Source organism: Nitrospira sp. (assembly GCA_024760525.1).
Lineage (GTDB): Bacteria > Nitrospirota > Nitrospiria > Nitrospirales > Nitrospiraceae > Nitrospira_D.
Genome location: CP060499.1, coordinates 3,437,572 through 3,459,522, shown reverse-complemented (window position 1 = coordinate 3,459,522; position 21,951 = coordinate 3,437,572). Strand labels below are relative to the sequence as shown.

Annotated in this window: 25 protein-coding genes; 10 read left to right on the top strand and 15 right to left on the bottom strand. The window is 55.7% G+C overall.

Annotation, left to right across the window (positions count from 1 at the left end):
* Window positions 1–86 precede the first annotated feature (86 nt).
* The 7 genes from H8K04_16325 to H8K04_16295 form a co-directional block, all read right to left on the bottom strand.
* Entirely contained in the window at window positions 87–575 is a 489-nt protein-coding gene (locus H8K04_16325; GenBank protein ID UVT15361.1) for a hypothetical protein, read from the bottom strand.
* A 129-nt stretch (window positions 576–704) separates the two neighbouring features.
* A complete protein-coding gene (locus H8K04_16320) occupies window positions 705–1,172 on the bottom strand; it encodes a phage holin family protein (protein UVT15360.1) in 468 nt (155 codons plus the stop codon).
* Window positions 1,173–1,175: 3 nt separating this feature from the next.
* Window positions 1,176–1,520, bottom strand: a complete 345-nt coding sequence (locus H8K04_16315; protein UVT15359.1) for a hypothetical protein — start codon at window positions 1,518–1,520, stop codon at window positions 1,176–1,178.
* Between the two features lie 9 nt (window positions 1,521–1,529).
* Window positions 1,530–2,093 (bottom strand): c-type cytochrome, encoded by a 564-nt coding sequence (locus tag H8K04_16310; GenBank protein ID UVT15358.1) that lies wholly within the window; start codon window positions 2,091–2,093, stop codon window positions 1,530–1,532.
* 71 nt (window positions 2,094–2,164) lie between these two features.
* On the bottom strand, window positions 2,165–2,956 hold the full coding sequence (locus tag H8K04_16305; GenBank protein ID UVT15357.1) for a carotenoid biosynthesis protein: 792 nt from the start codon (window positions 2,954–2,956) through the stop codon (window positions 2,165–2,167).
* Window positions 2,957–2,997: 41 nt separating this feature from the next.
* Window positions 2,998–3,981, bottom strand: coding sequence for an NAD-dependent epimerase/dehydratase family protein (locus H8K04_16300; protein UVT15356.1), 984 nt, complete (start codon window positions 3,979–3,981; stop codon window positions 2,998–3,000).
* Between the two features lie 153 nt (window positions 3,982–4,134).
* On the bottom strand, window positions 4,135–5,025 hold the full coding sequence (locus H8K04_16295) for a polyprenyl synthetase family protein (GenBank protein UVT15355.1): 891 nt from the start codon (window positions 5,023–5,025) through the stop codon (window positions 4,135–4,137).
* Window positions 5,026–5,418: 393 nt separating this feature from the next.
* Between H8K04_16295 and H8K04_16290 the strand changes: the two genes are divergently transcribed.
* Window positions 5,419–5,973, top strand: a complete 555-nt coding sequence (locus tag H8K04_16290; GenBank protein ID UVT15354.1) for a sugar O-acetyltransferase — start codon at window positions 5,419–5,421, stop codon at window positions 5,971–5,973.
* Window positions 5,974–6,210: 237 nt separating this feature from the next.
* On the opposite strand, the gene H8K04_16285 is transcribed toward H8K04_16290, so the two are convergent.
* Entirely contained in the window at window positions 6,211–6,573 is a 363-nt protein-coding gene (locus tag H8K04_16285) for a hypothetical protein (GenBank protein UVT15353.1), read from the bottom strand.
* 800 nt (window positions 6,574–7,373) lie between these two features.
* On the opposite strand from H8K04_16285, the gene H8K04_16280 reads away from it, so the two are divergent.
* From H8K04_16280 to H8K04_16240, 9 genes are all read left to right on the top strand, one after another.
* On the top strand, window positions 7,374–7,745 hold the full coding sequence (locus H8K04_16280; GenBank protein UVT15352.1) for a hypothetical protein: 372 nt from the start codon (window positions 7,374–7,376) through the stop codon (window positions 7,743–7,745).
* A gap of 45 nt (window positions 7,746–7,790) precedes the next feature.
* Window positions 7,791–8,411 (top strand): hypothetical protein, encoded by a 621-nt coding sequence (locus H8K04_16275; GenBank protein UVT15351.1) that lies wholly within the window; start codon window positions 7,791–7,793, stop codon window positions 8,409–8,411.
* Between the two features lie 81 nt (window positions 8,412–8,492).
* On the top strand, window positions 8,493–9,134 hold the full coding sequence (locus H8K04_16270) for a hypothetical protein (protein UVT15350.1): 642 nt from the start codon (window positions 8,493–8,495) through the stop codon (window positions 9,132–9,134).
* Window positions 9,135–9,231: 97 nt separating this feature from the next.
* Complete coding sequence (locus H8K04_16265; protein UVT15349.1) at window positions 9,232–10,293, top strand: hypothetical protein; 1,062 nt, start codon at window positions 9,232–9,234, stop codon at window positions 10,291–10,293.
* Window positions 10,294–10,395: 102 nt separating this feature from the next.
* Window positions 10,396–11,484, top strand: a complete 1,089-nt coding sequence (locus H8K04_16260; protein ID UVT15348.1) for a DUF2914 domain-containing protein — start codon at window positions 10,396–10,398, stop codon at window positions 11,482–11,484.
* Window positions 11,485–11,639: 155 nt separating this feature from the next.
* Window positions 11,640–11,963: a PilZ domain-containing protein gene (locus H8K04_16255; protein UVT15347.1), complete on the top strand. Its 324-nt coding sequence runs from the start codon at window positions 11,640–11,642 to the stop codon at window positions 11,961–11,963.
* Window positions 11,964–12,312: 349 nt separating this feature from the next.
* Entirely contained in the window at window positions 12,313–13,023 is a 711-nt protein-coding gene (locus H8K04_16250) for a hypothetical protein (GenBank protein ID UVT15346.1), read from the top strand.
* Between the two features lie 385 nt (window positions 13,024–13,408).
* A complete protein-coding gene (locus H8K04_16245; protein UVT15345.1) occupies window positions 13,409–13,849 on the top strand; it encodes an S-adenosylmethionine decarboxylase in 441 nt (146 codons plus the stop codon).
* A gap of 87 nt (window positions 13,850–13,936) precedes the next feature.
* Window positions 13,937–14,275 carry an SCP2 sterol-binding domain-containing protein gene (locus H8K04_16240; protein ID UVT15344.1) on the top strand — a complete coding sequence of 113 codons (339 nt, stop codon included), beginning with the start codon at window positions 13,937–13,939 and terminating at the stop codon, window positions 14,273–14,275.
* 6 nt (window positions 14,276–14,281) lie between these two features.
* Here the strand turns inward: H8K04_16240 and H8K04_16235 are convergent, their stop codons facing one another.
* The 7 genes from H8K04_16235 to H8K04_16205 all read right to left on the bottom strand — a co-directional run bounded on the left by H8K04_16235 (window position 14,282) and on the right by H8K04_16205 (window position 21,823).
* Entirely contained in the window at window positions 14,282–17,467 is a 3,186-nt protein-coding gene (locus H8K04_16235; GenBank protein UVT15343.1) for an efflux RND transporter permease subunit, read from the bottom strand.
* Between the two features lie 83 nt (window positions 17,468–17,550).
* The gene (locus H8K04_16230) at window positions 17,551–18,753 is read right to left on the bottom strand and encodes an efflux RND transporter periplasmic adaptor subunit (GenBank protein UVT15342.1); all 1,203 of its coding nucleotides are present in this window, start codon (window positions 18,751–18,753) and stop codon (window positions 17,551–17,553) included.
* Between the two features lie 15 nt (window positions 18,754–18,768).
* Window positions 18,769–19,413, bottom strand: a complete 645-nt coding sequence (locus tag H8K04_16225) for a TetR/AcrR family transcriptional regulator (protein UVT15341.1) — start codon at window positions 19,411–19,413, stop codon at window positions 18,769–18,771.
* A gap of 196 nt (window positions 19,414–19,609) precedes the next feature.
* Window positions 19,610–19,993, bottom strand: coding sequence for a PilZ domain-containing protein (locus H8K04_16220; protein ID UVT15340.1), 384 nt, complete (start codon window positions 19,991–19,993; stop codon window positions 19,610–19,612).
* A 251-nt stretch (window positions 19,994–20,244) separates the two neighbouring features.
* Window positions 20,245–20,634: a PilZ domain-containing protein gene (locus H8K04_16215; GenBank protein UVT15339.1), complete on the bottom strand. Its 390-nt coding sequence runs from the start codon at window positions 20,632–20,634 to the stop codon at window positions 20,245–20,247.
* 126 nt (window positions 20,635–20,760) lie between these two features.
* Window positions 20,761–21,261, bottom strand: coding sequence for a hypothetical protein (locus H8K04_16210; GenBank protein ID UVT15338.1), 501 nt, complete (start codon window positions 21,259–21,261; stop codon window positions 20,761–20,763).
* A gap of 31 nt (window positions 21,262–21,292) precedes the next feature.
* Window positions 21,293–21,823, bottom strand: coding sequence for a hypothetical protein (locus tag H8K04_16205; GenBank protein UVT15337.1), 531 nt, complete (start codon window positions 21,821–21,823; stop codon window positions 21,293–21,295).
* Window positions 21,824–21,951 lie beyond the last annotated feature (128 nt).

The window sequence follows — 21,951 nt, the reverse complement described above, 5'->3', positions numbered from 1 at the left end:
CGGCCACGGTTATTGCAGCGTCGTGATCTCGAAGTCTGGGTCAACACCGGCAGCCATACGGTTTTCTTTTTGCTGATGCCCTGAGCTCACTCCGGCGGCATTTTGTCGGGATCGATTTCGAGCAGCCGCAAGCGACCATTGACGATGTGCTCTGTCTTATAGAGCCGGTCTCCCATCAGCATAGTTCCTATAAGGAGATTGCCCGAGACCACAAATGTGAATTCCCCTTGTGAGGGGGGCTTGAGGGTGCCACGGATGACAGAGGTGTCGTTGATCCGAGACACCGTGGAGATGATGTCCAATTCGGGGTTGGCTTTGTCAAAGAGTTCAACGGTGATCCTGGGATGAGGTCTGGCTCCTGCATCCCTCACGACTTGAAGGAGTGGGAGGTCGAGCGCAATCTCGCGATCGCGGAGCACCCAGGGCCTTCGTGGCGGTGGTTGATCGTTGGCGGGAGGAGTCAGGACGGTTTGCCACAAACTCTTTGGTGCGGGGCGCTCATCGGCCCGCACGATCGGAACGAAGAGACCGCCCAGCGCCACGGCGAGGAAAACATAACTGAATTGGCGGATCACAGCATCGTCTCCTTGTTACCACGCCGATACGAGACGCCGGTAATTGGAACACAAATGAGGGGCGCTCTTCCATTGAGAACTGACGGAGAAGCCCTGTTCGGCCAATCGCCCTGAAAATCGTCAGATCGCTCAGTCCGGATTGATGATTTTGGGAGGGCGGCGAGGTTCCAGTTCGACTTCTTGGGGTTCAAAAGGATGATGGCGGTCAACCGTCCAACTGTTGAGGATGGTGGTGACCAGGCTGATCACCAGGGCACCGCCGACGGCGGGCCAGAATCCCGAGACAGTGAACCCTTTCACGAAGTACGCGGTCAATTGGAGCAGGAGCGCGTTCAGGACCACGAGAAACAGCCCGAGGGTAAAGACGATCAAGGGTAGGGTGAGGAGAAAGAGGATCGGACGGAGGATCACGTTCAGGAACGTGAGGACCAACACGGCCGCGATGCCGGCGGTGAGGCTTTCGGCTTCCAACCCAGGGATCGTCGAAATAGCAAGAAATACCGCGATGCCGGTGATCAACACGCGCATGAGGGCGGTGCGCACGCCGCCGTGGAACGGCGATTCGTGGACAGCTCTTGCAAAACGGAGGGTAGGCATCGGCTACCTTGCTGGTGACGCGGTCCTTCCTGGTGAATAATGAACGACCGTTGCAGTCACCTTCTTGGTCTTGTCGTCTTTTGACGCCTCAATGATCACACGGTCGCCCACCGTGGGTGAGTCGGTCGATTTCGGGTTACTCTTGTTCTTGAACCTCACTTGCTTATTGAGCAGAACTGAGACGATCGGCCCCTTAGCTGTCTTGACTTCGATGTGTTTCGCATCGATAGCCGTGACGATGCCTAACACATGAATATCTGTGCCGGCAGCCATGACGGCGGCAGGCAACAGGCACGCTGCCATCAGGATCATGCAGCCTTTTACCAGGTCATCATAATTCTTTAACATAATCGACGTCTAGTGATGGTGTTCGCCGCTTTCACCTTGGTGGGGCGCTTTGGGGTTCAATGACTGCATGCGATCCAGTTCCTTGTGGCTCAGCTGCGGCAGATGCCGAATGAAATGCACGAGCTTCCAACTCCCTCTGTCGTGATCGATGTCGCCTTCTCCCCAGGCCGGCATGGCGGTGAAGCGGATGCCGTTGTGGATTGTGAAGAACAGTTCTCCGTCGGACATCGATTGAATCTCTTGGCGACGCAAGTCCGGTACCCTTGGATGCACGTTCTTACCGATCTGAGTCTCCCCGCTGCCGTCATTGGCATGGCAGCCGGCGCAATGGTCGGCGAAATGATCGAGCCCTTCACTCAACACCGCCGGACTTATAGGAACGGGATTCGGCCTGTCGCGGATCGCGTTTGGAATGGTAAAACGGCGAAATTGCCGAACCACGGCGACCTCTATCGGATGCGGCTCAGCCATGGCGCTGAAGCCACTCGTGTAGATATCATACCCCAGCCACAGCGCTCCGCTGAACGCCACCAGACCAACTATTACCAGTAGTGACAAGAGGATCTTGAGCATAAGAAAAGATCCTTTTGATCACTATACAAACTCCACAAAGTGAATACCACCGATTCGTTGTGTGGGAGGAATTAGTTGGCACGGGTGAGACGCAAGATCAGAATGGTCAAGACAGGCAGGTGCATCAACACGCCGCTCATTCCCATGAAAGATTCGCCGATCCAAAACGTCATGCCGAGGTTAAAGGCCAAGACTCCATAGTACAGTCCGATCCCGAGCAACAGCCGCTGCGTCATCGACTGAGGTAATGAGAGAGAAGGGAGCCGCCGGTCCAGTGGGAAATATATCGCCAGCGAAATCAGCCCGACCACAGCCCAGCCGACATAGTTCGCGAACGGGACCCCAAAATGCCAACCTGGGTCGGGATAATAGTAGATCTTGCCCAAGAACCAACGGTCGCCACGCAGGGCGACCGGATCAATCACCATGTCGATAAAGGCGAATAAAAACGCAGTCAGCGCATAAACGGTCCAGCTCGTGCGGGCCTCCACCTCGAAACACAGCGGTTTCAGCACAACAGATTTGATTCTCGGCGCGGAATCACGAGGCAGCAGGAGCCCAAGCGCCACACAATAGGACGCGAAGAGAAGAAAACTGAAGGAGATGGAATCCATGAACGGCACGTTGGAAAAGTAGAGCTCCTGACCGACCGTCGAGCCGTTGTAGAAGTACCAGCCGAAGGGGATGCCGGTTCGCGTCGATAAAAACTCACAGACGAATGCCGTGGCCCAGCTGATCAGCCAGAAACGCCAGGTGCGTGGCCAACCGATCAATTGGATGGCGGAAAAGAGGAAGGCGGCCAGAAAGACGAAGACGTAAGGGCGCAGGAGGATCGTTTTGAGGAACAGCAGAAGAACGTCCATACCACTTACGTGTCATTCGTGGAATTGCGGCCCGCGAGACGTCATACGTACTGGTGATCGCGGAACCAGCGCACGGCTTTTCCCAGTGCGACCTCGGGCGGATGTTGGGGCAGGCCCAGTTCTCGAATCGCCTTGGAGCAATCGTAGTGCATTTTGTACTTGGCCATTTTCACGCCCTCCAGCGGAATGCGCGGGGGATACCCAGTCAGGTTGGCGAGCCAGTGATTGAGATAGGCGAGCGGTAGCACGGCGCCTCTCGGCAACTTGAGGGCCGGGGCCTTGAGGCCGGTCAGCTTGCTGAGAATCTCGAACACTTCGCGAAGCAACAGGTTCGTACTGCCGAGTATGTATCGTTCCCCCTGCCGGCCCTTCGCCATTGCGAGGAGGTGACCGGTGGCTACATCGTCGACGTCGATGATGTTCATGCCGGTTTCAATATACGCCGGCATCCGGCCCTTCATAAAATCGACGATCACTTGGCCGGTCGGCGTCGGTTTCACGTCGCCTTCACCGACGGGCGCGCTGGGGTTGACGATGACGACGGGCAACCCTGCTTTGGCCAGCTTGTGCACCTCCTGCTCGGCCAGATATTTCGAGCGCTTATAGTGGCCTGCCATCTGTTCGAGGGAGACTGGGGTCTCCTCTGTACCGAGTCCTCCGCCCGGCGGCAAGCCGATCGCGCCGATGGTGCTGCAGTAGACCGTGCGTTCTACACCGACATCACGCGCGGCTTCCAGCAAATTTCTGGTGCCGGCCACATTGATGTCATAGAAGATCGAAGGGTCTTTCGCCCACAGGGCATAGTGAGCGGCGACATGGTAAAGGTGTCGGCAGCCGGCGAGGGCTTGCTGAAGAGATTCTTTATCGCGGAGATCGCCAAGGACGTTCTCGACGTTCAGAGAGCGGAGATTGGTCGAATCGCTTCCAGGGCGGGCAATCACACGGACGTCGACGCCGGTCTTGAGCAAGGCACGAACGACAGCGGCGCCGACAAACCCGGTCGCTCCGGTCACAAGCGCTTTCATGAGAAAGACGTGCAGCGTGCAGCGTAAAGCCCGCTTCGCCAGCCTTCAGTGAGGCCTCGCTTTCTGCGCGAGGCGAACATAGAGCGACTCAAATGAAGATGAACGCTCGATTGTATGGGTGTACGTGTCACGTGATACGTTTCACGAACGACATCAGTTCTTGCGGTTTGTGATATAGCGAGCGATCTCTCGCAACGGGTCGGCGGAAGGACCAAATGATGAGAGCCGGTTGATGGCGTGGCTTACGCAGTCGTCGGCCAGTTTCTTGGCCCCATCCACTCCGTAAAACGTCGGATAGGTCTTCTTCCCGCGCTCGGCATCGGTGTTGGGATTCTTGCCAAGTTCCTCGCGCGTGCCCGTCACATTCAACACGTCGTCGGCGATCTGAAAGGCCAGCCCAATGTCTTCGGCATAGCCGGTCATGTCGTCAAGTTGCCGGTCGTTCGCTCCGGCGGCAATGGCGCCCATACGGACCGCGGCGCGAATGAGCATGCCGGTCTTGTGCTTGTGAATGTTCTGAAGGGTAGGGAGGTCGATGTCCTGATTTTCCGCTTGGATATCGAAGACCTGGCCGCCCACCATGCCCAGATTGCCGGATCCAAAGGCCAATTCTTGAATGATTCGAACCTGCCGTACCGGATCGCAGCCTTTCATAAGATCCGGCCTGCTGATCAGATCGAAGGCCATCGTCAACAGCGCGTCGCCGGCGAGGATGGCCATTGCTTCGCCATACACTTTATGGTTCGTCGGTTTGCCACGCCGATAATCGTCATTGTCCATCGACGGCAGATCGTCGTGGATCAGCGAATAGGTGTGGATGAGTTCCAGCGAGCAGGCAACCGCCATGAGGCCGGGCGGGGTTTGGCCCAGGGCTTCCGCCGCCGCGATTGTTAAGATCGGCCGAACCCGTTTCCCACCCGCCATGAGACTGTACCGAAGGCTGTCATGCAGTGTCGTAGGCGGCACGGCGGCCGGTGGGGCCACTTGATCCAAGAAGCGATCGACCTCGATTCGTTTCTGTTCGAGATACTCCGCAATATTCATGAACGCTCGCCTGTGTTGAGGGACCGGCTCCAACCCGCGCGGAGAGTAACAAACGATTTGGGGATGAGTCAAACGGGGGGATGGGGGAGGGATCTCATGGTCTCCTGTGCTCGCGCACCGCGTACGCGGGACTGATTAAAGTGTAAGGTTATGGGAGGTGCTCGGTGCATGCGCGCAATGAGGAGACCACCGAGCTCCCTCTCATGAAATGGGGTAAGCAAGGGCGAAGAAAGCACCAGACAAGAAGATTCAAAAGTAGTTGGTCATCGGTGGTCCTAGGTGAGTCTTGACGGAACCACAGGGTCGGCGGAAAATGTGCCGCATTTCATCGTGCTCCCGTCTACAAGCGAGAAGAAGGACACAGATCAGCCCTAAATGAAGCAGGATGAGGAAATGAGCATTGAGCGCCAGAAGATGCTGGCCGGCGATCTCTACAACCCGCTCGATGCCGAGTTAGTGGCTGCGCGTGAACGGGCGCGTGATTTATGCCGTGAGTTGAACGACACGCGGGAATGCGAACACGCTCAGCGACGCCGAATTGTGCAGGATCTCTTCGGCACAGGCGGTGACACCGTGTGGATGCAGCCGCCGTTTTATTGCGACTATGGATCGAACATTCATCTCGGCTCGCGCGTGTTCTTCAATTTCAATTGCATCGTGCTCGATGTCTGCGAAGTCCGAATAGGAGACCACACGCTGTTCGGCCCGGGAGTGCAGATCCTCACGCCACTGCATCCTTTCGATGCCGGTCTGCGTAGAGAACGGGAGTTTGGAAAGCCGGTGCACATTGGGGCGGATGTCTGGGTCGGCGGCGGTGCGCTCATCCTGGCCGGCGTCCATATCGGCGCGCGCTCGGTAATCGGAGCGGGAAGCGTCGTGACGCGGGACATTCCCGAGGGTGTTTTCGCCGCCGGCAATCCATGCCGGGTCATACGAGAGGTTTCCTAGACGCCAGCAGGCCCACAGCTAGTGGGACAGGTCACATTTTCCCCAGAACAGATGTGCTTCTACCGTCTTTCGGACCATCACACAATGATCCTAAGGCTCTGTCATGCTGAGTCGTGTGAATCAGAAGAGCGCCTCGTTGGAGTCGGCAGATGGTCCGAAGCAGAACCACCCTGCCAACTCGACGAGAAATGACCAGCTATTCTCCGATTGAGGCGTGCTTGCCGACTACGGAAAGCGTCAGCGGGAAATAGGTGCGTCTGTAAGAAACGAAACTGCGTGACCCTTAGCATCTACTTTCGCAAGAACATGTTCTCCCACTTTAGGAATGATGCTTGATCTCTTTTCGGTGCTGGAATTAACATGCATGCGTACCTCAGCCCCAGAGGCCTCTCTGACGACATAGTTCTCACCATCGATCTTCACTATTTCGCCCTTGACCTCCTTGCCCGGCACAAACCTGTCTTTATCATCCACCGTCAATACCTTTCCCCCCGATTCGCCTATGTTGAGCTTGTCTGCAGACGATGCGACAGTGGACAAGCTCAGGCACAGTAAGAAACTACATGACAGGACACCAACAACTTTTGGAATAGATACCATGGCAACCTCCTCGTTCAGATGAATATTGCAGTACCTCCTACGATAGGCGTTCCAGAGTCTTGGAAGCTGAGCAATATTGAACAAGCTGAGGAGATTTCTAGTGGGCGTATTCAGTGAACCCATCACGTCTGTGAAGAAGTGGCGTACTGCATGACGAGAATTGGGAAGCTGGTGGGCTAAAGCCGCCGAACAGGAAGGGGAGAAGGTGTTGCATGAGATCCGCAAGGACATCCGTCGTTAGGATTTAGGTTCTATCTCGCCATCAGACGTCGATTTAGCAAACCCATTCAGTCCACGCATCTGTTCCCCTTCGCTTGTTTTTCCGTTGGTCGCCCCGTTATACTGACCTGCTATGAGTATTCGAAAAGGCGGCGGCGAATGGGAGCCGATGTTGCTTCCGGCACAACCGCGTCTGTGCAGAGTTTGCCAAGAAGACCTCTATCGGGATAAGACTCTCTTGCGGGGAGGCTGGTCCCGTTGCACAATCTGTGACGAGTTCGTTCATTATAGCTGTCTCGCCAGCGGGAAAGTCTCTTTTCTGAAGGCCCGACCTCGGGTGTGCAAAACTTGCCGTTCGGTTCAGGAAGGGACTGTCTCACCTTCTCCTAAGCAGGAAGTGTCTCCTGTGGCCGCGGTGTCATGAATTCCGGTTGGCCATCTTCCACGATGCGCTCATCGTACAAAGTCTGGTCTGCAGCCTTATCATTGGCGAGTGGTGTTCCTGCTTTTTCGATCTCAGATCGAGTCAGCTGAACCTTGTGAACGCTTCTCGAGCCGCGTGACTGTTCCTGGAAACGACTATGGCGCAGGTCATCCGAAGCGGGGCGTTTCTACAACAGTGTTGGTCTGTTCACCCCCTGTGCGTGACGGTACGGCGGATGACAGATGAACGCGTGGTCGTCCTCTCCTGCAGTTCGTGTAAGTCGGCCCATCATCTGACGGTCGCCAGGATCATATCGAAAGTACCTTTGGCTCAACAAACCGCCCAAGAGGATGCATGTCATGATGAAGGGGATGGTGAAGCTCTCCTGAAGGCGTGCGTGTCGACTCATCATGCGTCTCTGACGCTTCGTGAAATGGATGTGTTTCAGGATCTCGTGCTCTTGCGGTGTACTGACTGCCGTCGGCAGTACGAATTGATGGTCGCGGCATTTGAGACACGCCAGAAGTAGCCGAACGTCAAGCAGGCGAGAGCATCACGCGCGCCCGGCCCTATTATGACGGCTCCTCCGACATTCACCCCTGAAGAAACCGAGCTTCTCGCCGATGCTCAATTCTTCAGGAAGAAGGCGGCCGTCACGACAAAGATCAGAATTCTGCTCGAAGCGACACGCGGGGCGTTGCAGCAGGAACTCGCCGGTCTGTCGCTCATCACGCCTCCTGATTTCGATCCGAAGGTCCATCAGCTGGTGAAAGGCGAGCATCTGGAGGATTTTCCGTATCAATACCTCGATTGCCCAAAATACTTTGCCGGCGTAAACAAATTCACGTTTCGCACATTGGTCTGGTGGGGACATCACGTGGCTTGTGCACTCTTGCTGGAAGGAGCTGGAATTCAACGCTACAAGCGGCAGCTGCTCGGCCGATTTCACCAGCTTGCGGGAAAAGATTTGGAGCTCTCACTGGCACCGTCATTATGGGAGTGGAAACGAGGCGAAGGCTATACACTGCCCATCACCCACGACCGCAAGGCCCAAATCGCCGCCGTGCTGGCGGAGCGATCGTTCATGAAAGTCGTCCACTGTGTGCCGCTCGGGGACCAGCGCATCCAGTCCGGCCACTTGGCCCGGATGGCGTGTGAGACGTTCCGGTCGATGCTCCCCATCGTCACCCCATGACCCTGTTCTAGCAATTGTCTCTGAAACCTAACTTGGGTAGACTGGGCTCCACTGTTTGTGAACCTTGAGAGGGAGGATGCTGTGAAGGATTGGCGTGTGCGGTTGTCACTGTGTGGATTCATGTGTGCTCTGATGCTGGGCGGTTGTGCGGGGAAAGGCGATGTTCGGCAGGTCGATCTCCAGACGAAACAACCTCAAGCTCAGGTGTCCGACGCCGAGCCTGTGAAAATCGTGATTGAACCGTTCGACGATCGGCGGGCGGACAAGAGTCGAGTGGGTATGCGCACGCATATCTGGGGAGGAGCCACGTACTTCAACGTGGAGGGTGAGCGGCTCGGTGATGTGATTGCCCAGCGGTTGGCTGACCGGCTGAAAGTCCGTGGGTGGCGGGAACGCCCATGGGACGTTCGGGCGGCACCCGCCAGCACGGTGCCTGACGCGGATATCGTGATCAGCGGGCAGGTGCAGGAGTTCTCTACTCATGCAAAGAGTCGGATTTTTTCAACGGTCATCGATACCAGCAGCCGGTTTACGATCCAGGCCAGAAACCTGGCGGATCGAAGCACGACGACTCGTACCATTGAAGGCGGGCGGAATCGAACCGTCTTTTGGTTCAATGAAGATGATGTGCAGGAGCAATTGGCGTCGACCTTGAAAGACGGAATCGACCGATTGATCGGCGACACGACGATTGAACAGAAGGCGCTACGTCCGGTACGGTAACACGCTGAACGTGCGAGGCACAGGGAACCTGAGGACGGTGGCGTTCTCTTCCTGAGCGTCGACCACGATCTCGCGTTGATTTCGAGGAACATTCACCGTGCGTGAGCAGCGTTGGGAAACGACGGCGCCATTGACCTTCGGCCAGGCCCTTGCGGTGGGGGATCGGCTTGGCACGCTGGGATTGAAGCCGATCGCGCCGGCCCACGATGTGATCTGCTACGTTGAGGAATGGACCGTTACTTCTCCCGACGACTTCGATCACCTGGATCCCTGGGCGACCGAGGACGTTACCCAGATTCATGTGCGGGAAAAGTGGCGCGGCGATTTCTTTCTCCTATCCGGGGCCTATCATACGGTCTACCAACGTCATCAAGACATCGGCACGTATTGCTCTATCAGCCATCCCTGGCGAATTCGAGAGGTGTTGCGCTATCACGATCAACGCGGCATGTTCTGGATCGGGTTTCGGCACGCTCACTCGTTCATCCGCATTCGTCTCCAAACCCAAGCGGTGATCACCCCCGGGGAAACGCGCGGCGACGCCGACCGGATGCGCTGGTTGGATGAGCGGCGGACGGCGTTTCTGGAAGCGATTGCCGTCTTGGATTTGCCGATTGAAACTCATGTGGAGAAGAATGTGGTCGTCCTCCGGTCTTCCGACTCTTCTATTCCGTTTTTCTGCTCATGGCCCGATGCGTTCGGTCCCTGCCAGTTCGAGTACAACACATCCGATGCGTTTGAATTCCTCGTGCCGGCCAGTAAGCTTGCGGAGACGTTCAACCCGGAACCGGCTGGAGTTCGGGCCTATCTGACGGGGTTTTCTGAAGCAGCCTTGACGGAGTTCCAGAGTATCGAGCCGGGATCGAGACTTGCCTATCGCTGCTCGGTCCACTGCCCACTGGATGATTTACCCGAGGTGCTGAACACGATTCAACCCGACGGTGTTCTGTACGCCACGCTGTGCGAGTTTCAGACACAGGCGTTGTTGCCTGACGGTGAGGATGCCTCCGCGATTATCGGGATCGTCGGACTCAAAGGGCAGTTTAAGATCGAAGCCCGCCTCAATCAAACACCGCTCCCCGTAGACGCCATGGCTGCATGGTTGGAACGGGTGATCGGCCATCCCGTTGTCTATGCGCCGCTGCCGGCGTTCATCTGATCAGTTGAGGACACCGACCAGCTAAACGCACTGTGGTTTCGGAACAGCATTTTCGTTGATCAATTCACGCGGATTTTGCACAGTGGGGACATGAGCCCCTTTGTGAGAATCCAATCTCTGCTCGCCAAACCCTTCATGCCGGCAGTGTTCTTTCTCTCGGGCGTCACCTATGACACCGTGACCCTCACACGGATCGATCGGCTTCAGGACAACCTGATCCTGATGTTGTATCTCGCATTGCTCGGTGCGCTGGTTGTGCTGACGGGGCGATTGGGCAATGAGGCGCTCCCGGATCACGAACAGGGTTCCCCCGTTATGCGCTGGGTGTTGAAGAGTCGTCCGTACTACCCGATGGCGAGTCAGTTCCTGCTGGGCGGTCTGTTCAGTGCCTATGCGATCTTCTATTCACGCAGTGCCACGTTGACCGGGACCGCGGTCTTCTATGCCCTCCTCATCGTGCTTCTGGTGGCCAACGAGTTTATACGTGATCGATTGTCGAATCTCCGGCTGCTTGTCAGCCTGTACGCGGTGGTGTGTTTCGCTTTTTTCACATTCTTTCTTCCAGTGATGACGGGGTACATGAACGCGGTGGTTTTTCTGATCGGCGCCGCCCTGACCCTGGCCGTTACGTTCCGGGTGGTTCATCTGATCTACCGCAATAACCCCGACCGGTCGAAACGGGAAGCGATCGGGGTCACCGTCCCTGCGGCCGGATGTATCGCGCTCCTCGTAGGTTTCTATTTTCTGAATTGGATCCCGCCGGTGCCGCTGTCCCTCAAGTTCGGCGGGATGTATCATGAAGTCAAGCGAACCGGAGATCAGTTCGAGCTGTCTTTCGAGAAACAGTGGTATCAGGTCTGGAAACGTTCAGATACGACCTTCCCTTCCGACGAACCGATCTATTGTTTCACGGCGGTGTTTGCTCCCGTCGAGCTCAACACGACGATCTATCACCACTGGTATTTCCGTCCGAATGATAAGGCACCCTTCATGCATGCAGACAGAATTCCCATCAAGATCTCAGGCGGACGCGAAGGAGGGTATCGGGCCTATAGCTTCAAGCAGCGTCTCGATCCAGGGGACTGGCGGGTGGATGTAGAGACCGAAAACGGCCGGATTGTCGGGCGCATATCGGTAAAAGTCGAAACTCAAGCTGAAACACCCCCGACACTGGCGACCGTATCCTATTGACCTCTTGGTCAAGAGATATCAGCGGCGATCTTGGGGTCAATCGTCAGCGTATGGAGCCGGTACGAACGTCGGTGAAAGAACTCTAACGGTTTCGCCAATTGTCTTTGGCATCGTCCATCCTCCTGCTATGATGCCGCCAACAGGAAGGATTGCCGATGGGATTCAAACGAAAGCATTCTCGTGTTGATGTCGGCCGTATCGGTCGGTTGCAGCGAGGAGCGCTCTCGGCACCCTGCAAGGTTCTTGATGTCAGCGAGGCCGGAGTGCGCCTTGAGAGCCGTCTGTATGTCAAGAGTGGGGAGGAACTCCGACTCGTGATCGAGCTGGAGCGCGGAAAGACCTTAACCTGTGAGTTGGAAGTTATCCACGTGCGGCCTCCCAAATTGGGCGCCAAGATTATTTCGATCAGCCCCGAAAATCGAGACCGATTGACCCACATTCTCGATGACCATGTCCAGCGTAGTTTCTCACGTGGCTGAGCGGTGCCGGCATTAAGCCAGCGGGCCACATTCGGCCGTGGTTCCTCATCTAAAGCATTGCAGAGACGGGGTTCGGTCATCAGGTCGTGTAGGTCGCGGTCCGCTTCGAACTCCTCCAGGCCCTATCACTGGAAATCGTGCTTGATTGAAAGAATTCTTCATTCTCGGAAGACGCCACAGCTCCTTGCTCACCTTTTTCCGGCGACCTGGGTCGTGCACGTGCCTCGTCGCTCATAATCTGCGGGAAAAGCCAGTTCAGGTGAGAAGCCTGAGGTGGGTGATCGATACCGGCGAATAATCGCATGTGTTACGGTAAAGAGTGCAATGAAGGTCGGAAGAGAGATGCAGGATGGCAATAGCATCCTTTCAATCTACGGTGAGTCGGATCAGGGACTTGACGCACGATGTCCGGGAATTGGAGCTGACGCTTCGCGAGCCGAAGGAAATCGCCTTCAAGGCAGGTCAATTTATCTCATTTGACGTGCCGAAGGACGGCTATCCATATCCGGTTACGCGTCCCTATTCGATTGCTTCACCTCCTTTCATTTCTGACCGGTTGCTGCTGCTCTTCAATTTGGTACCGGGAGGGCCTGGGTCGACTTTCCTCCATGGTCTTCGGGAAGGCGATCCGGTGACCTTTAAGGGGCCGGCCGGGTCTTTTGTTCTACGGGATGACCTAAACAAGCGGATCCTGTTTGTCGCAACCGGAACAGGAATTGCGCCTTTTCGATCCATGCTATTGACGTATCTTGAACGGAACAGTATTCAGCCGGTGACGCTTGTTTGGGGGCTACGGTACGAGCGCGACCTGTATTACCAGGACGAGTTTCGAGCATTGGCAGACCGTCATCCGCAGTTCTCATTTGTGACGACCCTGTCTCGCCCTGGACCGGGTTGGACAGGAGCCAAAGGGCGGGTGAATGGGCTCATCGAGGAACGAGTCACATCGATTGGCGATTTAGCCGTCTATCTATGCGGCAACGGGCACATGATCAAAGACGTAACGACAAGTATTCAGGCCAAGGGGCTCTGTCCTATCTATCGCGAGAAGTACTATTAATGGTCAAGGTGGACCACCTGACGGGAGCGATGTTTATCGGTGCGATGTCTGAGGCTTCGGCCCCAGCCTGGTCGTGTGCTGAAAGACGCACTTGGGGCAGGTGTAATGGATGAACCGCTCGCCGCCGACCAGTCGCTTCTTCATGGGAACCTTGCACCAGGTGCAAAGGCGATCGGGAATTTCGGTCCGGGACATGTCTAAGGAAGATTCCATGAGGATGTATTGTTTCCTGAGCATGGAGACCTTGTCAACCGATCGACGAGGGTTTCGCCGATAGAGCCGAAATTTTCTTGACCTTCACGTGCGCGGCGAAAAAATCATGGTATAGTTCACGCATGACAGTTCCTGTCCGCTCAACCCTCTTACAGAAAGGGAACAACCCTCTATGAGTACCTCGGCTAGTTCCGAGTCCACGATCTTACCGACCAACGCCCCTGCGGCGGCTGCTCGACCTGTCCAAGACATGGTGGGAAGCGGCAAGGCATGGGGACTCTGCACGGCAGTAGACCTCCACGATTGCAATCCCGATCTTATCCGTGATGCCGCCTATATCAAACGCTACGTCGTTGAGTTGTGTGAGCTCATCGATATGAAGCGCTTCGGGGAATGTCAGGTCGTCGATTTCGGCGAAGGCCCTGTGGCCGGGTATTCCATGGTGCAGTTGATCTCCACCTCATTGATCAGCGGTCATTTCGCCAACGAAACCAATCACGCCTACCTCGACATTTTCAGCTGCAAGGGCTATGATCCCACGGTCGTCGAGTCCTTTTCGAGGGAGTTCTTCGGCGCCCGGCGCAGTGTCGCGACAGCGACTCTCCGGTACTAGAGGGTTTCAACCACATGAAGATTGCTTCGGGGGCGCGATAGTGCGCCCCCGGCAGCGTTCATTGTTATTGAGGGACTACGTCTATTCATGAAAGCCAAGACCATCAGAGAAGTGCTCGATGCGCTTCCGTCAAAATTGGATAAGGATGCAGCGGAAGATGTCGAGGCGGTATACCAGTTCGATCTGCAAGGCACTCAGGGCGGCCAGTATCAACTGCTGGTGCACAACGGCACCTGTGTCGTGAAGGACGGCACCCACGCCGATCCGCATGTGACCCTGTCGATGGCCGGAGAAGATTGCATCAAGATCCTCAATGGACAGATGAGCGGCATGGCGATGGCGATGTCCGGGCGTTTGCAGATCACAGGAGATATCGGGCTGGCCATGCAGCTGAAATCCTTGTTCCCAAACGCTGTTGAGAGCTGACGAGCGTCACTCCGTGACAGGAACCTCGCCGGCCGAAGTTTGCACGTGATCTCCCGTCTGCAAATCCAGTCTTCTTGGGAACCGTTCTTCTAAAATCGCGTACAGCGTGGGGACGAGAAACAGCGTGAGGAGCGTGGAGACGCTCAAGCCTCCGACGACCGCCCGTGCCAAGGGCGCGTTGGTTTCGCCGCCGGTTCCGAGGCCGATCGCCATGGGAAGGAGGCCGAAGACCGTGGCCAGTGAAGTCATGAGAATCGGGCGCAGTCTGGTTCGCGCTGCGGTCACGACCGCACGGTGAAGTGGTTCGCCTCTACGGCGGAGCACGTTGGTGTAATCGACCAGCAGGACGCCGTTCGAGACGACGATTCCGAACATCATGATGATGCCCATCATCGATGTGGTGGACAGCGTCGTATTCGTCAGGAAGAGGATCAAGATGACACCGGGAAAGCCCATCGGCACCGAAAACATGATGATGAATGGATCGATGAGCGACTTAAATTGTGCGGCCATCACCATGTAGACCAACACGAGCGCCAGGACGATCGCAAACTGCAACCCTTGGAAGGTTTCGCGCTGCTGCTGAATTTGGCCCGCCAGCTTGATGCTGAACCCGGCCGGCAGCTGAAGATCGGCGAACGACGACTCGAGGTCATCGGCGATGTCGCCGAGCGGTCGATTGATTGGATTCGCCGTAATATGGACCACGCGCTGGAAATACTTCCGATCGACTTTCACCGGTCCGGCATTCAACTTGAGCGACGCCACGTTCTTCAGCAAGACCGGCTCACCGAGTTTGGTCGTGAGTAAAATATTCTCCAGATCAGTGAGATTCTTCCTGTGCTCCTCGGCAAGCCACGCGCTGATGAAATACTCGTTGCCGTTTTGCGGGTCCGTGTAAATGATCGGGTCGGTTTGGCCGTTTCCGTTCAATGAAAAGAGCACGGCGTTGGCGACATTGGCTTCGCTGATGCCGAGTAAGGCCGCTTTCTCTCGATCGACGGTGACGTTGACCTCCGGGTAGTTCTCTTCCCGGCTCGGTTCGATATCAGCCAGGCCGGGAATCCGCTCCATGATCTCCTTGACGCGGGCGATGACGTCCCTCGCTTTGTCGAAGTCATATCCATAAATTTCCACGTCCACGGCCTTTTGCGAGCCGAAGCTGGTAACGCGTTTGACGAGACCCCCGGGATCGAAATACATCGACACGCCGGGGAAGAGTTTGACGATCTTGGGACGCACATCGTTCATGATCTCGACCTGATTTCTGGTCCGCTTCGCCGGGTCGGCGAGGTACACTTGAATCGAAGAGGTGTGGGGGCCCGTATTGGGATTGAAAAGGGACGAGCGGCCTTGCGACAAAATCCCCGTGCTGGAGACAATCGTCTCCAGTTCGGCGGCTGGAATGTTCGCGCGAAGGACGCGCTCGACTTCCGAGACCTGCTGCTCCGTCTTTTCAACTCGTTGGCCGACGGGAGCCCGTAGGACGATGCGAAATTGGCTCTCATCGGACACCGGCAGGAATTCCGTTCCGATCATGGGAACCAACGTCAGCGATCCGAGGAAGATCAGCAGGACTGCGATGATGAAGATTCGGCGATGGCCCAGTACCCACCGTAACGAGTCTTCGTAACTCCTATCGAGGGATTCATACCGGTTACGGCTCCACTCCATCAGGTTGACAAACCAAGTCGGCATCGACCGCCAGGCCTCTTGCTCAGGTTTGAGAAATTTGTAGCAGAGCGCCGGCGTGACCGTGCGGGACACCAAAAAAGACGTGAAGAGCGCAATGGCGATCGTGACGGTCAATGGAATCAGCAGCAGACGCGCGACGCCGACGACGAAAAACATCGGGAGGAAGACCACCACCGTCGTGACGGTGGAGGCAAAGATCGGCATCGCCACCTCCCGTGCGGCGTCCAGAATGCCGGTCCACCGATTGGGATTGGCATTGAGATGGCGTTGGATATTTTCCAGTTCCACGATGGAATCATCAACGAGGCGGCCGATGCCCAGTGCGAGTCCCCCGAGCGTGAAAACATTGAGCGTCTGTCCGGTGAAATAGAGCACGATAAACGTCACCAGCATGGACAGTGGGATGGCAACGGAAACGATCAGGGTACTGGTGAGGTTGCGCAGGAAGATGAGAATCACAGCCGCTGCCAACAACGAGCCGTGGAGGGCTTGTTCAACGAGATTGTTGATGGATTGCCGAATATAGAGGGATTGATCGAACGAGATGCCGAGCTTCACTCCTTCGGGAATGCCGAACATCTTGGGGAGCGCGGCGCGCAGGGCGTCCACGACTTCGACCGTATTGGCGATCGGTTGCTTGTTCACTCGAAGAAATACCGATTTGGCTCCATCGGCATGCACGATGTTCGTTTGAATGTCGGACGAGTCCGTCACGGTCCCCACATCGCGCACGCGAACCGGGTTGCCCAGCGGATTGACTTTCACGATGACGTCTTGGATCGGCTCGACCGTCCGAAACTGATTGTTGGTGAAGACGTTGTAGTCCAGGTTGCCTGCTTTGATATCGCCTGAAGGCAAAATCAGGTTGGCGGCTTTGACGGAATTCACGACGTCGAGAATCGAAAGCCCGCGCGCGCTGAGCAGTGCCGGATCAAGGTTGATGTTGATTTGGCGGATCTTGCCCCCCTCGACGGTCGCCGCCGCGACATTGGCGATCTGTTCGATTTGTGGAGCGATGGTGTTGTATGCCAAATCGTACAGTGCGCGTTCGTCCAGCTCGTCGCTCGATACCGACACGATCGAGACGGGAATATTGGAGACGTCGAACTTGACGATAAAGGGCTGCAGAATGCCGGGTGGGAGGCTGTTCAGAATCTGTGTGATGCGCTGCATCACCTCCATTTGTCCGACGTTGATGTCTGCTCCCCAATTGAACCAGATTTGCACCGCGCCGATACCCTGCTTACTGAATGACTCGACGTGTTCGACATTGGAGGCTGAGCTGACCGCTTTTTCGATCGGGTACACGACGCTCTGTTCAATATCGAGAGGAGGCGCCCCTTTGTAAATGACCCCTACGAAGGCGACCGGGACCTGGATTTGCGGGAACAGATCAACCGGCAATCGCTGGAGGGACGTCAAGCCCAATACCACCATCGCGAGCGATAGCATCAGGATGCCGATGCGATTGCGTAATGCGAGTAAGGTCAGCCACATATCGGAGCAACGGAGTAATGATCGCTGAGTGCTGATCAGGAGGTCATCTTAAGAAATAGGGCAAAGCGTATGATGGCTCCCGTTCAGCTCTTCCCGTCAGTATTCAAGTCCGATGGCTGAGGAAGGGGTTGAGTGCGCACGGGTGTGCCGTCGTGTATTATATCTTTGCCGGAGACGATGACCTCTTCGCTGCCGGTCAGACCTTTGGTGATTTCTACGCGGTTCCCGTTACGGGCACCGATTGCAATATCTACCCGTTGGGCTTTCCCCTCCCGAACGACATAGACGTACTGCGTATCCTCCAGCCGACTGACGGCGTCGATGGGAATCTGCAACGCCTGAAGATGGGTCCCCACCATCACCTCAACCCTCGCGAACATGCCGCCTTTTAACCGGAGATCCTTGTTGGGTAAATCGACTTCCACAGTCATGGTACGCGTGGCACGATTCAGGGCTTGAACGATACGCGTGACGGTTCCCTCGAACACGTGATCTGGATACGCTTCGGCCCGAAGCTCAGCCTTTTGTCCGATCTTCACCAGCGGAATCTCTTTTTCGACGACTTCGATCAGCACCCGGACGGTATTGATGTCGTGCAGGCTCATAATGCCCCGCGACATGGTCGATGTACTTGCGGTCGCGCCGGTGACATAGGCACCGGTATCCAGATTTCGTTCCGCGATATAGCCGGAAAACGGGGCGCGGATATAGGAGTAGGTCAGATTGGTCTCCGCTTGAGCCAGTGCGACCTCCATCTGTTTGACCTGCGCGTGCAAGGATTCTTGTGCGGCGATAGCGGCATCAGAGTTGACCTGCGCGTTGTCCAAATCTTGTTGTGAAACAAATTGATCTTTGATGAGGGCTTGCATGCGATCGAGGGTCAGTTTGGCGTTGCGCACCGCGGCGTCTTGTTGTGATACTTTCGCCTTGGCCGCTGAAAGATTGGCTTTTGCCTGATCGACGGCATGTTGATAGTCCGTATGGTCGATTTCGACGAGCAACTGATTGGCCCTCACAAAATCACCCTTATCGACATGCAGTTTCGCGATGTAACCGTCGACCCGTGAAAAGACATTGACGACTTGATAGGGTGAGATGTCCGCCGTATAGGCCAGGCGAATGTCGAGATCCTGCCTCAGCGGGGATATCACTCCTACCGTGATAAGCCGTGTCTTGTTGGTGTCGGTTTTAGCGCCTGTGCTCAGACGGAAGACGACAAGAGCCGTGACGGCGAAAAAGATGATGATCCCAAGAATCACAAATGGATATCGGGATAGTTGGCTCATGTCAGTGCTGGTCGCTTACGCGCTCGGCGATTGTCGAACGAGCCCGCCAAGGAAAAGCGACACATATTCCGCCACCGTTTTTTCGTGGGTCAGGTGCATCGGCAAACCAAAGATATCGTGCAGCAGTCGATGGTGGACGATGATCCCAAAAAACGCTCTGGCCGTAAGCAATGGATCGACCGGACGGAACGCGCCGTCGTCAATGCGTCGGCGAATATAGCCGGCGAGGAGATCGTGAAAGACGCGATACTGCTTCTGAAAAAACATGTCGGACAATTCATGTCCCTCCAAGGCACTGAACAGGAGCAAGCGAAGCAATGTCGGATCCGCGCCCTTTCTGATCCGATAGCTGGCCAGCAACGTGAAGAGCCGTGCATCATCTTGCCTTTTGGCGGCTTCTTCGACTGCCTCTCGTAGCCCGGAATATTGGGCTTTTTCCGCTAGAATTGCGGTATACAGTGCATGCTTCGTCGGGAAGTGTTTGAAAAGCAGGGCCTCACTGACGCCGGCTGCCTTGGCGATTTCCTTCGTGGTCGTTCCGGTAAACCCATTGGCTGCAAAGAGCGCCGCCGCGGCACTGATCAAGCTGGCTTGTCGCTCATGACCTGATGTTCGCGAGGGGGAATGAGGTTGGGGAGACGGCTTTTTTGTCCTGTTCATGGTGAGTAAGTGGTTACTCACCAAAAGTTAGCATGTGGCTAAGTGAAAAACAAGGTCAGATGACACATCAACATGAAAGAGAAAGAGGCTCGGCGATTACATAACAGTCAGGTGATTGTCGCGTTCTATGTGATAGGGACCACATTGCCAAAACACAGCCTCCATTTCCCAGTCGCGATCACCGACAGCGAACCAACTAGGCCTGACCAACACCTTGGGAGCGGAGGAACGACTGCAGGCGACCGCCGTCGCGGAGGCTGTGTTCGTCCGGGATGACACCAAACAAATGTCCCTTTGTCCAGGCAACCGTCGCCTCTACGACGAACAAGAGATCTTCACTGTCAGCTAGATATAGGAACAATGTGAGGTCCATACCAACTTGGACAGGGGCATCTCCACGAATGCCCAATCCACCATCAGACAGGTCTACCACCGTACCGTCTCCAATCAAAACATCTTCTTCTGTGATTCCAGAATACATCAGGCCGAAGGACACGCTGGTCCTTGTCATTCTTCGGCGTTCGATCGAGCCATGGGAGTGATGGGCTTTTGAGCCGCTTATGTGTTTCATCTGTCTCATAGTCACCCTCCTCCTGTTGGGACTTCGTTATGGATGAAAGCTACCGCTGAGCACCGACCTTGCCTTCCCCCTAGGGGAGGGGTACCCGTCCATCCGGAAGTGGGGTGAGATATGAGCAGTCAATCAACAAGTCGGTATCAATTCGAAAGACACGCGTGACGATGAAACAGTTTACGAGTGGCTTGGACCCGATGTGCCGTTTGAACGCGCTATGGAGTAGGAGAAACCGACAGGGTGTAGTGGAGGCGGGACTATATAAGTCGGAATCGTGTTCGTTGATCACTCACGGTGGTGTGGGAGATGCTCTTCCAGATGAACGCTTGCAGCCGTTTTCGGTGGTCGCGACTCAGGTCCATAAATCGGACGGAAAACTGGCAACCTGAGACCCATACAACATGCGCCGATTTGATCGAGAATTGCGGTAACCCATCGGGCAGGGCAATGATAAGGGTCAGTAGTGTCCCACGCGTGACGGGGCGGTCACTGATAACATGGCATCCGGAAACTGATATGTTCTTGGTGAGCCCTTCGCCTTGGTGCGGCTGTGTTGGGACCTCACCGACGTAACGCACTCGACACGTGACAGCGACGCGTTCGGCGTAACGGCTGTCCAGTGGCACGTAGGATTTTCGACTATTCATCTTAGGCCTCGTCATCATAACCGCGTTCAGGATATTTTCCTAATCAATTCAATAATCGGGATGGATGCCGGAAAGCCAGCGTATAGAAATGGAAATTCTGGGACAGCATGGAACATCCGATGCCAGTCAAAAGGCTGTGGAGGAAGTGCCGTCGGCCAGTTTTTCAGCAAGTGTCCGACTTTCAAAGAAGATGATCCCGCGATCGATCCCGCTCTCGAATCGCAACGTCACTTCAGTGAGAAGACCATGCCACGCATAGACCTTGACCGGCCCGACGGCGATCTGTCCCGGCGTTCGATCGAGTGGGCCATATATTGCTTGAAGATAGGTCAGGATTCCGTCATGGGTATCTTTGCCGCTGTAACGAACCGTGACTCGACCGAACTTCTTCTCAAACGTGGTAAATCGTATGGAATCGACCGGTGTCGCGCCAAGCGAGGGACTTCGTTCTCTCCGCTCGTAAATCTGTACGCGACCTGCATCCTCGACCTTCACGAAGTGCTCCGTCTCGGACAAGATTGTCCCCCAGGAGATGTCTTCGAATCCATTGGGATCGTTCACGATGGGGACCCCCAATGCTGTAGGCACCGATCCCAACAGACAGAACAGCATTACTGTGATGGGCATGACCCGCTCGGAAAGATGCCTGTCCATTGACCTACTCTGCGGAATCGGTAATGTCGTCGTTGAACCGCGGCGCGAGTGTGCGACTATCGATAAAGATGTAGCCACGTTCCGTACCGGCTTGGTACGTCAAATTGATTTCGGTGTCCGAACCACGCCAGTTGTATTGTTGAGTGAGTCCACGCGCCATTTGTCCAGGAACCCGCTCCAGTCTTCCAAAACGGGTTTCCAAGAAGTCCAGCACTTGCCTATGGACGTGGTTCCCTTGATACCGAATCGTGACTCGCGCGAATTGGTCATCCACCGAAATATAGAGGATACTGGTCATCTCGATTCCGGCAAAGGATGCCGGCGCTGCCTTTGGAAAATACTCGACGATATGCGGGCTTGTCCGGATTGTTTCCAGGTCCTGGCGGGAAGACAAAGAAGCTCCCCAAGGAATATCCCGAAATCCTTTCGGGTCGTTGATCATGGGAACAGCCCATGTCGTACCGGCACCGATCATGGCCGTGAGCATCACAACTAACGGCCACGTGCGGGTTGCTAGGCGGGGGGGACAGTTCATGTGCGCTGATGCATTGGAGAGCACATCGGGTGCACTCACGCTAGCATGCTGCTGGAGCGAACACAACCGCCGATCGTCCTTGAGAAGGCGCCGAGGCGTATTTTATAATGCGCCGGCTTTCGCAGGCG